The sequence below is a fragment of the Cohnella caldifontis genome, assembly GCF_029360585.1.
Lineage (GTDB): Bacteria > Bacillota > Bacilli > Paenibacillales > Paenibacillaceae > Cohnella > Cohnella caldifontis.
This window is the reverse complement of record NZ_JAQZSJ010000031.1, coordinates 1-14,283: the sequence shown is the minus strand read 5'-3', so window position 1 is coordinate 14,283 and position 14,283 is coordinate 1. Positions and strand designations below refer to the sequence as shown.

19 protein-coding genes are annotated in these 14,283 nt (G+C 57.2%); all 19 read right to left on the bottom strand.

Translation table 11 applies throughout. The features are described 5' to 3' along the window. Positions 1-4: 4 nt before the first annotated feature. Entirely contained in the window at positions 5-358 is a 354-nt protein-coding gene (rplX, locus tag PTZ19_RS24340; RefSeq protein WP_276358255.1) for a 50S ribosomal protein L24, read from the bottom strand. A gap of 43 nt (positions 359-401) precedes the next feature. Beyond that, a complete protein-coding gene (gene rplN, locus PTZ19_RS24335; RefSeq protein ID WP_276358254.1) occupies positions 402-770 on the bottom strand; it encodes a 50S ribosomal protein L14 in 369 nt (122 codons plus the stop codon). 62 nt (positions 771-832) lie between these two features. Then, positions 833-1,096 (bottom strand): 30S ribosomal protein S17, encoded by a 264-nt coding sequence (gene rpsQ / locus PTZ19_RS24330; RefSeq protein WP_276358253.1) that lies wholly within the window; start codon positions 1,094-1,096, stop codon positions 833-835. Positions 1,097-1,131: 35 nt separating this feature from the next. Then, positions 1,132-1,329 carry a 50S ribosomal protein L29 gene (gene rpmC / locus PTZ19_RS24325; RefSeq protein WP_123042123.1) on the bottom strand — a complete coding sequence of 66 codons (198 nt, stop codon included), beginning with the start codon at positions 1,327-1,329 and terminating at the stop codon, positions 1,132-1,134. Next, complete coding sequence (gene rplP / locus PTZ19_RS24320) at positions 1,316-1,753, bottom strand: 50S ribosomal protein L16 (protein ID WP_276358251.1); 438 nt, start codon at positions 1,751-1,753, stop codon at positions 1,316-1,318. The genes rpmC and rplP overlap by 14 nt, the downstream gene beginning before the upstream one ends. Positions 1,754-1,755: 2 nt before the next feature. Then, positions 1,756-2,421, bottom strand: coding sequence for a 30S ribosomal protein S3 (gene rpsC, locus PTZ19_RS24315; RefSeq protein ID WP_276358250.1), 666 nt, complete (start codon positions 2,419-2,421; stop codon positions 1,756-1,758). A gap of 13 nt (positions 2,422-2,434) precedes the next feature. Further along, the gene (gene rplV, locus PTZ19_RS24310; RefSeq protein ID WP_276358248.1) at positions 2,435-2,773 is read right to left on the bottom strand and encodes a 50S ribosomal protein L22; all 339 of its coding nucleotides are present in this window, start codon (positions 2,771-2,773) and stop codon (positions 2,435-2,437) included. A 111-nt stretch (positions 2,774-2,884) separates the two neighbouring features. Next, positions 2,885-3,166, bottom strand: coding sequence for a 30S ribosomal protein S19 (gene rpsS / locus PTZ19_RS24305; protein WP_276358245.1), 282 nt, complete (start codon positions 3,164-3,166; stop codon positions 2,885-2,887). Between the two features lie 66 nt (positions 3,167-3,232). Continuing rightward, the gene (gene rplB / locus PTZ19_RS24300; protein WP_276358243.1) at positions 3,233-4,060 is read right to left on the bottom strand and encodes a 50S ribosomal protein L2; all 828 of its coding nucleotides are present in this window, start codon (positions 4,058-4,060) and stop codon (positions 3,233-3,235) included. Positions 4,061-4,126: 66 nt separating this feature from the next. After that, entirely contained in the window at positions 4,127-4,420 is a 294-nt protein-coding gene (gene rplW, locus PTZ19_RS24295; protein WP_276358241.1) for a 50S ribosomal protein L23, read from the bottom strand. Further along, the gene (gene rplD, locus PTZ19_RS24290; RefSeq protein WP_276358240.1) at positions 4,420-5,043 is read right to left on the bottom strand and encodes a 50S ribosomal protein L4; all 624 of its coding nucleotides are present in this window, start codon (positions 5,041-5,043) and stop codon (positions 4,420-4,422) included. The genes rplW and rplD overlap by 1 nt, the downstream gene beginning before the upstream one ends. 30 nt (positions 5,044-5,073) lie before the next feature. Then, a complete protein-coding gene (gene rplC / locus PTZ19_RS24285) occupies positions 5,074-5,697 on the bottom strand; it encodes a 50S ribosomal protein L3 (protein ID WP_276358238.1) in 624 nt (207 codons plus the stop codon). Positions 5,698-5,748: 51 nt separating this feature from the next. Continuing rightward, positions 5,749-6,057 (bottom strand): 30S ribosomal protein S10, encoded by a 309-nt coding sequence (gene rpsJ / locus PTZ19_RS24280; protein ID WP_116065558.1) that lies wholly within the window; start codon positions 6,055-6,057, stop codon positions 5,749-5,751. Positions 6,058-7,990: 1,933 nt separating this feature from the next. Further along, positions 7,991-9,181, bottom strand: a complete 1,191-nt coding sequence (gene tuf, locus PTZ19_RS24275; RefSeq protein WP_276358235.1) for an elongation factor Tu — start codon at positions 9,179-9,181, stop codon at positions 7,991-7,993. A gap of 100 nt (positions 9,182-9,281) precedes the next feature. After that, positions 9,282-11,357: an elongation factor G gene (gene fusA, locus PTZ19_RS24270; RefSeq protein WP_276358233.1), complete on the bottom strand. Its 2,076-nt coding sequence runs from the start codon at positions 11,355-11,357 to the stop codon at positions 9,282-9,284. A gap of 17 nt (positions 11,358-11,374) precedes the next feature. Further along, positions 11,375-11,845: a 30S ribosomal protein S7 gene (gene rpsG, locus PTZ19_RS24265; RefSeq protein WP_276358232.1), complete on the bottom strand. Its 471-nt coding sequence runs from the start codon at positions 11,843-11,845 to the stop codon at positions 11,375-11,377. Between the two features lie 66 nt (positions 11,846-11,911). Next, the gene (gene rpsL / locus PTZ19_RS24260; RefSeq protein WP_276358231.1) at positions 11,912-12,331 is read right to left on the bottom strand and encodes a 30S ribosomal protein S12; all 420 of its coding nucleotides are present in this window, start codon (positions 12,329-12,331) and stop codon (positions 11,912-11,914) included. A gap of 186 nt (positions 12,332-12,517) precedes the next feature. Further along, the gene (locus PTZ19_RS24255; protein ID WP_276358230.1) at positions 12,518-12,781 is read right to left on the bottom strand and encodes a ribosomal L7Ae/L30e/S12e/Gadd45 family protein; all 264 of its coding nucleotides are present in this window, start codon (positions 12,779-12,781) and stop codon (positions 12,518-12,520) included. A gap of 115 nt (positions 12,782-12,896) precedes the next feature. Next, positions 12,897-14,283: S-layer homology domain-containing protein (locus tag PTZ19_RS24250; RefSeq protein ID WP_276358229.1), on the bottom strand; the 1,387-nt coding region annotated here is incomplete at its 5' end.

Sequence of the window (14,283 nt, the reverse complement as noted above, 5' to 3'; positions counted from 1 at the left end):
GCGATTAGTCGATCTCTTGGCCGGATTTCTTCGCGATCCGGACTTTCTTGCCGTTGTCGAGCACTTTGTATCCGATCCGGGTCGGCTTGCCGCTCTTCGGATCGATATGCATCACGTTGGACACGTGAATCGGAGCTTCCTTCTCGATGATGCCGCCTTGCGGATTCGCTTGGTTCGGGCGCGTATGGCGTTTCACCATGTTGACGCCTTCGACCAGCACGCGGTTCTCGCGCGGATAAGCGGCGATGACGCGGCCTTTTTTGCCTTTGTCTTTGCCCGTGATGACGATGACGTTGTCGTCCTTCTTCACGTGCAGCTTATTGTTGTGCGATTCCAGCACTTTTTTCAAACGGGGCATGGGTACACCTCCTGCCTTCTGCTCTTAAGTCCGATCCCGGAGATTACAGCACTTCCGGAGCCAGGGAAATGATCTTCATGAAGTCGCGCTCGCGAAGCTCGCGGGCGACCGGTCCGAAAATACGGGTGCCGCGGGGGCTCTTGTCTTCCTTGACGATAACGGCTGCGTTCTCGTCGAAAGCGATATAGGATCCGTCCTTGCGGCGCGTAGCGCGTTTCGTGCGGACGATGACGCATTTCACGACGTCGCCTTTCTTGACAACGCCACCGGGTGTTGCTTGTTTTACGGAAGCAACGATCATGTCGCCGATATGTCCGACGCGGCGGCCCGTGCCGCCCAGCACGCGGATGCACATCAGTTCCTTGGCGCCGGAGTTGTCGGCAACGGCAAGGCGCGTAAACGGTTGAATCATCGCTGGTTTCCTCCTTTCGCTCGCTGCCGGCCGGATCTAGTCGGCCGCAGCCCGAAGTCGCTTTACAGAATGACGGCTTTCTCGGTGATTTCGACCAGGCGCCAGTTCTTGTCTTTCGACAGCGGGCGGGTCTCCATGATTTTCACGGTATCGCCGATTTTGGCCTCGTTGTTCTCGTCGTGCGCTTTGAATTTCTTCGTGTACTTGATGCGTTTATGGTAGAGGCTGTGCTTCTTGTACGTTTCGACAGCCACCACGATCGTTTTGTCCATCTTGTCGGAGACGACTTTGCCGATCTGCACTTTACGGTTGTTTCTTTCGCTCAAGGGTAAGTCCTCCTTCCCGTAAGGGTTCAGGCGTATCAGCCGATGCCGAGTTCACGCTCGCGCAAAATGGTTTTGGCCCGGGCGATTTCTTTCCGCAGCTCGCTGATACGGTGCGGATTGTCCAGCTGGCCGGTAGCCAGTTGGAAACGGAGGTTGAACAGCTCATCCTTGAAACCGGCGACCTTCTGCTCGAGCTCAGCCGACGTCAGGTTGCGGAATTCACTGGCCTTCATTCGCTTCACCACCCAGTTCTTCGCGCTTCACGAACTTGGTCTTGATCGGCAGCTTGTGAGCCGCAAGACGCATCGCTTCGCGCGCGATCTCCTCGGATACGCCGGCGAGCTCGAACAATACTTTGCCCGGCTTCACGACGGCGACCCATTTCTCGACGTTACCTTTACCGCTACCCATCCGGACCTCAAGAGGCTTTTGGGTGATCGGCTTGGACGGGAAAATTTTGATCCATACTTTACCGCCCCGCTTGATGTAACGGGTCATCGCGATACGGGCGGCTTCGATTTGGCGGTTGGTCACCCAGGCAGGTTCTTGGGCTTGCAGGCCGTATTCGCCGAAATGCACTTCCGTGCCGCCCTTGGCCATGCCTTTCATTTTACCGCGGTGCTGTTTGCGGTGTTTGACGCGTTTGGGGATCAACATGATCAGTTGCCTCCTTCCTCAGCGGCAGCTCTTTTCTTCGCCGGAAGGACTTCGCCGCGGTAGATCCATACTTTAACGCCGATGCGGCCGTAAGTCGTATGGGCTTCTGCCGTGCCGTAGTCGATGTCCGCGCGCAGCGTGTGCAGCGGAACCGTTCCTTCGCTGTAGCCTTCCGTACGGGCGATTTCCGCGCCGCCCAGACGACCGCTGACGGATGTTTTGATACCCTTGGCGCCTGCGCGCTGCGTACGTTGGATCGCTTGCTTCATGGCGCGGCGGAACGAGGTCCGGCGCTCCAGCTGCTGCGCGATGCTTTCGGCAACGAGGATGGCGTCCAGTTCGGGGTTTTTGATCTCGGAAATGTTGATGTGCACTTTCTTGCCGTTCGTCAGCTTCGTCAGCTGACCGCGAAGGACCTCCACCTCGGAACCGCCTTTACCGATAACGATCCCCGGTTTCGCGGTGTGGATGGTGACGTTCACGCGGTTGGCCGCGCGCTCGATTTCGATCTTCGAAACCGCTGCGTCTTTCAGTTTATTTTTGAGGAATTCGCGGATTTTGACGTCTTCCATCAGAAGATCGCCGAAGTCCTTGTCGGCATACCATTTGGATTCCCAATCACGGATGATGCCGATGCGAAGACCGACCGGATTTACTTTTTGACCCACACGTTGTCCCTCCTTATTTTTCGGATACGACCAGCGTAATGTGGCTGGTGCGCTTGAAGATGCTGAACGCGCGGCCTTGGGAGCGCGGCTGGAACCGTTTCATGGTCGGGCCTTCGTTAACGTAAGCCTCGGAAACGACCAGCTTGTTCACGTCCAACTGGTAGTTGTGTTCAGCGTTGGCAATCGCGGAGTTCAGCAGCTTCTCCAGGATCGGAGAGGCCGAACGCGGCGTATGGCGCAAAATCGCAATCGCTTCGCCCACTTTCTTGCCGCGGATCAGGTCGACGACCAGGCGGACTTTGCGGGCCGGAATGCGAATGTTATACACATGGGCTTTGGCTTGCTGAGACATCGGTGTACCTCCTCCCTTACGTTACGTGCACCGGCGCGCGGCCGGTTCGCAGGGTGCTGCTCGCGATCCCGCCGAGTCGAGGCGCCGAAGGCGCCCTCGGCCGGAATCGGATTATCTTCTGCCGGTTTTCTTGTCGTCGTCCGTGTGGCCTTTGAACGTACGCGTCGGCGCGAACTCACCCAGCTTGTGTCCGACCATGTCTTCCGTCACGTAGACCGGGACATGCTTGCGTCCGTCGTAAACGGCGAACGTATGGCCCACGAATTGCGGGAAAATCGTCGAACGGCGGGACCACGTTTTGATGACGACTTTTTTGTTCGAAGCGGACAGTTCGTCTACCTTCTTCAACAGATAACCGTCCACGAAAGGTCCTTTTTTCAGGCTGCGACCCATGGAATGCTCCTCCCTTCCAAACGTCCTGGGGGTTTTCCGTGCTTAAGGCCCGTCGAGCGCGTATCGTTAGCCGCGGCGGCGAACAATATACTTGCTGGAAGCCTTCTTCTTCTTGCGGGTTTTGTAGCCGAGCGTCGGTTTGCCCCAAGGAGACATCGGGGATTTCCGGCCGATCGGAGCGCGGCCTTCGCCGCCGCCGTGCGGGTGGTCGTTCGGGTTCATGACGACACCGCGGACAACCGGGCGCTTGCCCAAGTAACGATTGCGTCCCGCTTTACCGATGTTGATCAGCTCGTGGTCTTGGTTGCCGACGGTGCCGATCGTGGCGCGGCAGTTCTTCAAGACGCGGCGGATTTCGCCGGAAGCGAGGCGGATCGTGACGTATTGCTCTTCCTTGCCGAGCAATTGAGCGGAAGTACCCGCGGCGCGGACCATTTGGCCGCCTTTGCCGGGTTTCAGCTCGATGTTGTGGATAACGGAACCGACCGGGATGTTCTCCAGCGGAAGGGCGTTGCCCACTTTGATGTCGGCTTCGGGGCCGGACATGATTTCGTCGCCGACCTTCAGGCCTTTCGGAGCGATGATGTAAGCTTTCTCTCCGTCGACGTAGTGGACCAGCGCGATGTAAGACGTCCGGTTCGGATCGTACTCGATCGTAGCGACGCGGCCGGGGATGCCGTCTTTGTTGCGTTTGAAGTCGATGATGCGGTATTTGCGCTTGTGCCCGCCGCCGTGATGGCGAACCGTGATCTTGCCTTGGTTGTTGCGGCCTGCCGTCTTGGAGAGCGGCGCAAGCAGCGATTTCTCCGGCTTCGAAGCCGTGATCTCCTCGAACGTCGACATCGTCATTTGACGACGGCTCGGCGTAGTCGGATTAAACTTTTTGACTGGCACTCGGATTCCCTCCTCTAATCGGGAGTTTGCGGAGCAAACTCTCCCCGCTTTGCGAAAATTCGTCCGTTATACGGAAGCCTCGAAGAACTCCAGCGGCTTGCTGCCTTCCGCGAGGGTCACGATGGCTTTCTTCCATTCCGAGGTGTAGCCGTTGTAGCGGCCGTAGCGCTTCGGCTTCGCCGGCACGCGCATCGTGTTGACGCCGGCGACCTTCACTTTGAAGATCTGCTCGATGGCTTGCTTGATTTCGGTCTTGTTGGCCTTCATGTCCACTTCGAACACGTATTTCAGCTGGTCGATGAACTCGCTGGTGCGTTCGGTAATGACCGGCCGTTTGATGATATCACGGGGGTTTTTCATTACGCGAACACCTCCTCTACCTTCGCGACCGCGTCCTTCGTAATGATCAGTTGATCGTAGACCATCACGTCAAGCACGTTGATTCCTTCGGCGGCAACGAATTTGACGCCCGGAATGTTGCGCGCGGACAGAGCCACGTTGTTGTCGAAATCCTTCGTGACGACAAGCGCCTTGCGGGCGACCTTGAGGTTATCGAGGATTTTCGCGAAATCTTTCGTCTTCGGCTGGCTCAGGCTGAGCTGATCGAGAACGATAATTCCGTTGCCCGCCACCTTGCTCGACAGAGCGGATTTGATCGCCAAACGGCGAACTTTCTTCGGAAGCTTGAAGCCGTAGCTGCGCGGGGTCGGCCCGAAAACGGTGCCGCCGCCCTTCCATTGCGGAGCGCGGATGGAGCCTTGGCGCGCGCGGCCGGTGCCTTTCTGTTTCCACGGTTTGCGGCCGCCGCCGCGTACTTCGGAACGGCCTTTGACTTTGTGCGTGCCTTGGCGAAGTGAAGCTTGCTGCAGCACGACGGCGCTATGCAGAACGTGGGTATTCGGCTCGAGGCCGAAAATGCCGTCCGCCAGATCCAGTTCGCCGACCTGGCTGCCTTCCACGTTAAATACGGACACTTTAGGCATGTGTGGTCCTCCTTTCCTTAACGATGAGAATTATTTTTTCACCGCTGCGCGGATTTTGAGATACGCGTTCTTCGGTCCCGGAACGGAACCTTTGATCAGCAGAACGTTGCGCTCTACGTCGACTTTGACGACTTCGAGGTTCTGGACCGTGATCGTTTCGTTACCCATGCGGCCATGCATCTTCTTGCCCTTCGGAACGCGGTTCGCGTCACGAATGGTGGCAAGGGAGCCGTTGCCGCGGTGGTATTTGGAGCCGTGCGTCATTTTGCCGCGCTGGAAGCCCCAACGCTTGATGGCGCCTGCCGTTCCTTTACCTTTGGAAACGCCCGTAACGTCAACAAATTGACCCGCTTCGAAAATGTCGACTTTGACTTCTTGGCCAACTTCGACATTCAGGTCGGCGCCGCTGATTTCGCGGATGAAGCGCTTGGGCGCCGTGCCTGCTTTCTTGGCATGGCCGATTTCCGGTTTGTTAGCCAGCTTTTCGCGCTTGTCGGCGAAACCCAGCTGTACCGCTTCGTAACCGTCGTTCGCTTCGTCTTTCTTCTGAAGCACGACGTTCGGAGTTGCTTCGATGACCGTGACCGGCACGACGCTGCCGTCTGCCGCGAACACTTGAGTCATTCCGATCTTACGTCCCAAGATTCCTTTCATGTTGACACCTCTTTTCCTTTCCGTATGAGACCTGGTCTCAGTGGTTTGAGATTACAGCTTGATTTCGATATCGACGCCGGACGGCAGATCCAGACGCATCAGCGCGTCCACCGTTTGCGGCGTAGGATTGACGATGTCAATCAGGCGTTTGTGCGTGCGCATTTCGAATTGCTCACGCGAATCCTTATACTTGTGCACCGCGCGCAGGATCGTGATGATCTGCTTCTCGGTCGGCAGCGGAATCGGACCGGACACGCCGGCACCGGTGCGCTTCGCCGTCTCTACGATTTTCTCCGCGGATTGATCCAGCACGCGGTGATCGTAGGCTTTCAAGCGAATACGGATTTTTTGCTTCGCCATAGTGAAATTCCCTCCTCATTCGTCCAATTTTGGAATCGGACATACTCCGCGAGAAAACCCGACGGCTCCCGGTTCGCCCTCTATGGCAAAGGGGCCGGGTGTGTCGGCAACCTCTCGCATCATCGCACAGTCACAGACCAACATTCACTATTATAGCGACCTGCCCGGGCGTTTGCAACAAAATTTTCACGAAGTCGGCCTAGCACACATTGTCAGTTGGCGATTGGGGAATACGCGGGGACGGAATGGCGGATGTTAGAGGAAGGAAGACGCTCCGATCGTACAACATACGTTATTACTCAACCGCCGCATTAGCGTATCACGTACACTAATCCGTTTNGTTGGCGATTGGGGAATACGCGGGGACGGAATGGCGGATGTTAGAGGAAGGAAGACGCTCCGATCGTACAACATACGTTATTACTCAACCGCCGCATTAGCGTATCACGTACACTAATCCGTTTGATCCATCGTTCAACCGTCGCATTAGCGTACCACATACACTAATCCACTCAAGCCACCGATTAAACGTCGCATCAGCGTACCACGTACACTAATCCGCTCAAGCCACCGATTAACCGTCGCATTAGCGTACCACATACACTAATCCACTCAAGCCACCGATTAACCGTCGCATTAGCGTACCACGTACACTAATCCACTGAAGCCAGCGATTAACCGTCGCATTAGCGTACCACGTACACTAATCCACTGAAGCCAGCGATTAACCGTCGCATTAGCGTACCACGTACACTAATCCACTGAAGCCAGCGATTAACCGTCGCATTAGCGTACCACATACACTAATCCACTCAATCTACCATTTAACTGACGCAATAGAGTACCACGTACAATCCGCTCAAGCTACCGGTTAACCGTCGCATTAGCGTACCACGTACACTAATCCACTCAAGCCACCGATTAACCGTCGCATTAGCGTACCACGTACACTAATCCACTCAAGCCACCGGTTAACCGCCGCATTAGCGTACCACATACACTAATCCACTCAAGCCACCGATTAACCGTCGCATTAGCGTACCACGTACACTAATCCACTTAAGCCATCGATTAACCGTCGCATTAGCGTACCACATACACTAATCCACTCAAGCCACCGATTAACCGTCGCATTAGCGTACCACGTACACTAATCCACTCAAGCCACCGATTAACCGTCGCATTAGCGTACCACATACACTAATCCACTCAAGCCACCGATTAACCGTCGCATTAGCGTACCACGTACACTAATCCACTCAAGCCACCGATTAACCGTCGCATTAGCGTACCACATACACTAATTCGCTCGATCCATCGTTCAACCGTCGCATTAGCGTACCACATACACTAATTCGCTCGATCCATCGTTCAACCGACGCATTAGCGTACCACGTACACTAATTCACTCAATCCACCGATTAACCGTCGCATTAGCGTACTACATACACTAATTCGCTCGATCCATCGTTCAACCGTCGCATTAGCGTACCACATACACTAATCCGCTCAAGCCACCGATTAACGGTCGCATTAGCGTATCACATACACTAATCCACTTAAGCCACCGATTAACCGTCGCATTAGCGTACCAGATATGCTATTTGACGCGCCCCCCACCGTTCGCCGAATTTAGAGCACGTCATGCGCTATTTCCACGTACTCCCCGCCATTCGCCGAATTTAGTGCACCTCATGCGCTCATGCGCTATTTCCAAGTACTCCCCGTCGTTCGCCGATTTTAGTGCACCTCATGCGCTATTTCCACGTACTCCCCGCCGTTCGCCGATAAAGAACACCACATGTCCTTATATTGAAGGAACAGGGTGTAATAGATGATAGGTTCGGGGCAATAGGTAGGTTCGGGGCAAACTCCCATGTAATACAAAAAAGGCATCCCCGTAGGGATGCCTTCATTCGTCGCGCGATGCGGATTACTTCTGGATGGAAGCAACCGCGCCTGCGCCAACCGTACGGCCGCCTTCGCGGATAGCGAAGCGCGTGCCTTCTTCGATTGCGATCGGCGAGATCAGTTCGACCGTAACCGTGATGTTGTCGCCCGGCATAACCATTTCCGTGCCTTCCGGCAGGTTGATGATGCCCGTAACGTCGGTCGTCCGGAAGTAGAACTGCGGACGGTAGCCCGTGAAGAACGGCTTATGACGGCCGCCTTCCGCTTGGGTCAGGACGTAAACTTGAGCGGTGAATTGCGTATGCGGTTTAACCGAACCCGGTTTAACCAGCACTTGGCCGCGCTCGATGTCTTTACGGTCAACGCCGCGGAGCAGGGCGCCGATGTTGTCGCCGGCTTGCGCTTGGTCGAGCAGTTTGCGGAACATTTCCACGCCCGTAACGACCGTTTTGCGGGTTTCTTCAGCCAGACCGACGATTTCAACTTCGTCGCCGACTTTAACCACGCCGCGCTCGACGCGGCCCGTTGCTACGGTACCGCGGCCGGTGATCGTGAATACGTCCTCGACCGGCATCAGGAACGGCTTGTCGGTATCGCGCTCCGGTTCCGGGATGTAGCTGTCGATTTGCTCGAACAGCTCGATGATCTTGTCAGCCCAAGGGCCGTCCGGATTTTGCAGAGCTTCGCGGGCGGAACCGCGGATGATCGGGGTGTCGTCGCCCGGGAATTCGTACTCGCTCAGCAGGTCGCGAACTTCCATTTCAACGAGCTCGAGCAGTTCTTCGTCTTCGACCATGTCGCATTTGTTCAGGAATACGACGATGTAAGGAACGCCTACCTGACGGGAGAGCAGGATGTGCTCGCGCGTTTGCGGCATCGGGCCGTCAGCAGCGGATACGACCAGAATCGCGCCGTCCATTTGGGCTGCGCCGGTGATCATGTTCTTCACGTAGTCGGCGTGTCCCGGGCAGTCAACGTGAGCGTAGTGGCGGTTCGGCGTCTCGTACTCAACGTGTGCCGTCGAGATCGTGATGCCGCGCTCGCGCTCTTCCGGAGCTTTGTCGATTTGGTCGAATGCAACGGCTTGACCGCCGTATCTCTTCGCGAGAACCGTGGTGATTGCCGCCGTCGTGGTCGTTTTGCCGTGGTCGACGTGTCCAATCGTACCGATGTTAACGTGCGGTTTGTTACGTTCGAACTTAGCCTTTGCCATTGGTTTTTTGCCTCCTTATAAGTAAAGGAAATTTATTGGGGGAGGGCCGAAGGCGGCATTCGCCGTCCTGCAGCCCGTCCGTTATCCATGCGCGTACAGCTTACTGGCCTTTGGATTTCGAAATGATCTCCTCGGAGATCGACTTCGGAACTTCCTCGTAGTGGGACAGTTCCATCGAGAACACCCCGCGGCCTTGGGTACCGGAACGAAGCGTCGTGGAGTAGCCGAACATCTCGGACAGCGGAACTTTCGCGCGGATGATCTGCGCGCCGTGGCGCGAATCCATCCCCTCGATGCGTCCGCGGCGGGAGTTGAGCATCCCCATTACGTCGCCCATGTACTCTTCCGGCACGGTGACTTCGACTTTCATGATCGGCTCGAGCAGCACGGGATTACATTTGTCTTTCGCTGCTTTGAGCGCCATGGAGCCGGCGATCTTAAACGCCATCTCGGAGGAGTCGACGTCGTGGTACGAACCGTCGAAGATGGTGGCTTTGATGTCCACGAGCGGGAAGCCCGCCAGGACGCCGTTCTTCATCGACTCTTCGATACCCGCTTGTACCGGAGCGATATATTCGCGCGGTACGACGCCGCCCACGATCTTGTTCTCGAACTGGAAGCCGGTACCCGGCTCCAGCGGTTCGAACTCGATCCAGACGTGGCCGTATTGGCCGCGTCCGCCGGACTGGCGAACGAACTTGCCTTCGACCTTCGCCGAGGAGCGGAACGTCTCGCGGTAAGCAACTTGCGGCTTACCGACGTTCGTTTCCACTTTGAACTCGCGAAGCATACGGTCGACGATGATTTCCAGATGGAGCTCGCCCATGCCGGAGATGATCGTTTGGCCCGTTTCTTCGTCCGTGTGGTAACGGAAGGTCGGGTCTTCCTCGGAGAGCTTCTGGAGCGCGGCGCCCATCTTGTCTTGGTCAGCCTTCGTTTTCGGCTCGACCGCAAGCTGGATAACCGGTTCCGGGAAGTTCATGGACTCGAGGATAACCGGATTCTTCTCGTCGCACAGCGTATCGCCGGTCGTCGTATCTTTGAGGCCTACGGCAGCGGCGATGTCGCCCGCGTAGACTTCGGTGATCTCTTGACGGCTGTTGGCGTGCATCTGAAGGATCCGGCCGATCCGCTCGCGTTTGCCCTTCGTCGCGTTCAGGACATAGGAACCGGAGTTCAGTACGCCCGAGTAAACGCGGAAGAACGTCAGCTTGCCGACGAACGGGTCCGTCATGATCTTGAACGCCAGCGCGGAGAACGGTTGGTCGTCGCCCGACTTGCGGACGGCTTCCGTTCCGTCTTCCAAGTGACCCTTGATGTCCGGAACGTCGATCGGAGCCGGCAGGTAGTCGACGACCGCGTCCAGCATCGGCTGAACGCCTTTGTTGCGGTAGGAGGAACCGCAGACGACCGGGAAGATTTTCACTTCCACGACGCCTTGGCGCAGAGCCTTCTTCAGTTCCGGAATGGTGATTTCTTCGCCTTCCAGGTACTTCATCATCAGCTCTTCGTCCAGTTCGGCGACCTTCTCCACCAATTCGGCGCGAAGCTCTTCCGCTTTGCTCTTCAGCTCGGCCGGAATTTCGCCCCTTACCGGTTCTTTGCCCAGATCGTCCTTGTAGGTGAAGGCGACCATCTCGACGAGGTCGATCATGCCCACGAAGTCGTTCTCGGCGCCGATCGGCAATTGGATGGCGACGGCATTGGCGCCGAGGCGCTCCCGCATGTCCTTGACGACATTCAGGAAGTCGGCACCGATGATGTCCATCTTATTGACGTAAGCGATCCGCGGTACGCCGTAACGGTCGGCTTGCCGCCATACCGTCTCGGACTGGGGCTCGACGCCTTCTTTGGCGCTGAAAACGCCGACGGCTCCGTCCAATACGCGAAGGGAACGTTCTACCTCGACCGTAAAGTCGACGTGTCCCGGGGTATCGATGATATTGATGCGGTGACCTTTCCACTGGGCGGTCGTCGCGGCGGACGTGATCGTGATGCCGCGCTCCTGCTCCTGCTCCATCCAGTCCATCGTCGCGGCGCCTTCGTGCACCTCGCCGATCTTGTGAACGCGGCCGGTGTAGAACAAGATCCGCTCCGTGGTGGTCGTCTTGCCCGCATCGATATGCGCCATGATCCCGATGTTGCGCGTATTTTGCAAGGAGAACTCTCTTGCCATGGTTGGTCTCCCTTCGATTACCAGCGGTAGTGGGCGAACGCTTTGTTCGCTTCCGCCATTTTGTGCGTGTCTTCGCGCTTCTTAACCGCTGCGCCCGTGTTGTTCGAGGCGTCGAGAATTTCAGCCGCCAGACGTTCGTCCATCGTCTTCTCGCCGCGGTTGCGGGCATAGTTGACGAGCCAACGCAGTCCGAGCGACGTACGGCGCTCCGGCTTCACTTCCACGGGAACTTGGTAGTTGGCGCCGCCTACCCGGCGGGCTTTGACTTCGAGAACCGGCATGATGTTCTTGATCGCCGCTTCGAAAACTTCCATGGGATCCTTGCCGGAACGCTCACGAATCAGGTTGAAGGCATTGTACAGCAGTTGCTGCGCCACGCCCTTCTTCCCGTCGATCATGATGCGGTTGACAAGACGGGTAACGAGTTTGCTGTTATAGACCGGATCCGGGAGTACGTCCCGTTTCGGTACAGGTCCTTTGCGAGGCATCTAAGCTCCTCCTTTCTCCATCTCTTGTGGCCGTCCGGGAGCTCAAGGCGCCCGGGAACGACGGAATTATTTCTTGGCTTTCGGACGTTTCGTGCCGTATTTGGAACGAGCTTGCATCCGGTTGTTGACACCCGCGGTGTCAAGCGCTCCGCGAACGATGTGGTAACGGACACCCGGAAGGTCCTTGACCCGGCCGCCGCGCACGAGCACGACGCTGTGCTCCTGCAGGTTGTGGCCGATCCCCGGAATGTAGGCGGTCACCTCGACGCGGTTCGTGAGACGTACCCGCGCGTATTTACGGAGTGCGGAGTTCGGTTTCTTCGGCGTCATCGTGCCTACGCGGGTGCAAACCCCGCGCTTTTGCGGCGCGCTCAGATCGGTTTCCACGCGCTTGAGGGCGTTGAAGCCTTTCTGCAGCGCCGGGGATTTCGATTTGACCACCTTCGATTGACGACCTTTACGAACGAGCTGGTTGATAGTTGGCATGCTGCCACCCCCTTCCCATGATACGTGAACCAAAACGGTAGGACTGCTGTAACGCAAAGCCCACAGATCCAGGCGGTTCATTTTGAGAAACGAGAAAGGGCCGCGCCGTCCGCTTCTGGATTCTTCCGCGGTTACGGCGCCAACCCGTTTAATCTATTCCTCAAGGACAGTCGGTTGCCTCCCCGATCAGTCGACGGAGTCGACCACCAGGGCGGCCATCGCCGCGCCCACGTCAATGCCGCATGTCTTGCCCAGGCTTCGCATCGTGTCCACGCGCGTCAGCTTAACGCCCCGCTGACTGCACAGTTGGACAATCCGCGCGACCATGCGGGGATCTGCATCTTGCGCAACCATGACTTCGGCGGCTTTGCCGAGCTCGACCGCCTTCATCGTCTGCTTCGTGCCGATGACGACTTTTCCTTCGGACCGTCCGCTGTTGCTCGCTGTCATGGACACCGACCTCCAAGGGAACAGTAAGAATTCGTCGCGCACACACTAAAACATAGTAGCACCTGGCATGAGCCGTGTCAAGAAAATGATCGCCGCGGATTTCGTAGCTTCGCCGCTAATCGATGAGCGACAATTTCCGAAGCAGCCGTTCCAGTACGCTGACCGCTTGTGCCCGGGTACTGTAGCCGCGGGGATCGAGATTCATCTCCGGATCCCCGATGATCAACCCGTTCGCGACGGAGATCCGCATCGACTCCAGCGCCCAATCGGAAATATCGTCCGCATCGTTGTACAGGGCAAGATCGATTTCCTCCGCTCCCTTCCTGCGCTGAACATATTGAAACGCGTTCGCCGCGATAACCGCCATCTCCTCGCGCTTAAGTCCCTCGTTCGGACGGAGCCCGCCGCCAAGTCCAGTAAGCAGTCCCGCCTGCTCGGCAATGCGGATCTCTCGGCTGTACCGGCTGCTTTCTTGGACATCGCCGTCGGCGCTGGGAGCATTCTTGTCTTGCAGGCCGAGCGCCCGCACAAGCAGCGCGGCGAATTCCGCCCGGGTGACGGGAGCATCCGGCAGGAAACGATTGTCCATGATGCCCGTCAGAATCCCTAACGCAGCCATTTTGCCGGCGGCATCTTCGGCCCAAAGCGGCACCTCATCTACATAGAGTTGCTGCTTATACCCTGCAACATAAGTACTATTGCCGGAGCGGCGAATGATGGCGTGCACATCGCCGGCGTCGTCGGTAACGAATCGGGCCGGGGCGAAGGAGAAGGAACCGCTATGCTCATCGTATCGGAAAATGCCCGGTACGATCTCGGGCTGAATGGGCGGACGAGGATACCACTTGTCCTTGGCCCCAATCCGCATGGATCGCTCGATGTAGATGTCGCCGAAATCCTCGATCGTCCTCGTGTCGCCGGCGTGCGAGACAATCACCGTATACGACATGGCCGGTACGGGGAAAAGCGTAATTTGTTGGTTCCGCGCCGCTTCCGAAACGGTTTCCGGCAGCTCGGACGGCGCTAGAGTGATCTTTGTGACGGCGCCATCCTCCATTCCTCCATTGTTCTTGATGACGGAGAGCGGAAGCGAATAAGAACCGGCCGATGTCAGAACCAGCATCGATCCGGAGCTTGCCCCTCTCTCCCATGCCGCAGCCGCCGCGGCGGAAGGAATCTCGAATGCGGCCGAACCGGACACCGCTGCGCCGAACGCAAAAATCGGAGAGGAGGAGGTTGAACGCTGGATGAGCGGCAGCACGGCATCCGGATCCAGTCGAATGGTGGTCTGGCCTTCTTTTTGTTCGATATGGACGGCTTGGTTCAAGGAAACGAACGGCGTATTGCCGGACAACCAGCCGCCAGGCAGCAAGGCCTGCGGGACAACGATCGGCGGGCTGGGCAGCGTTACAGGGTTACCTGAATCACCTGGATTACCCGGATTACTTGGATGCGGTTCAGGGGTAATCGTGCCGTCCGCCGTGTTGACTTGGTCGCGGATC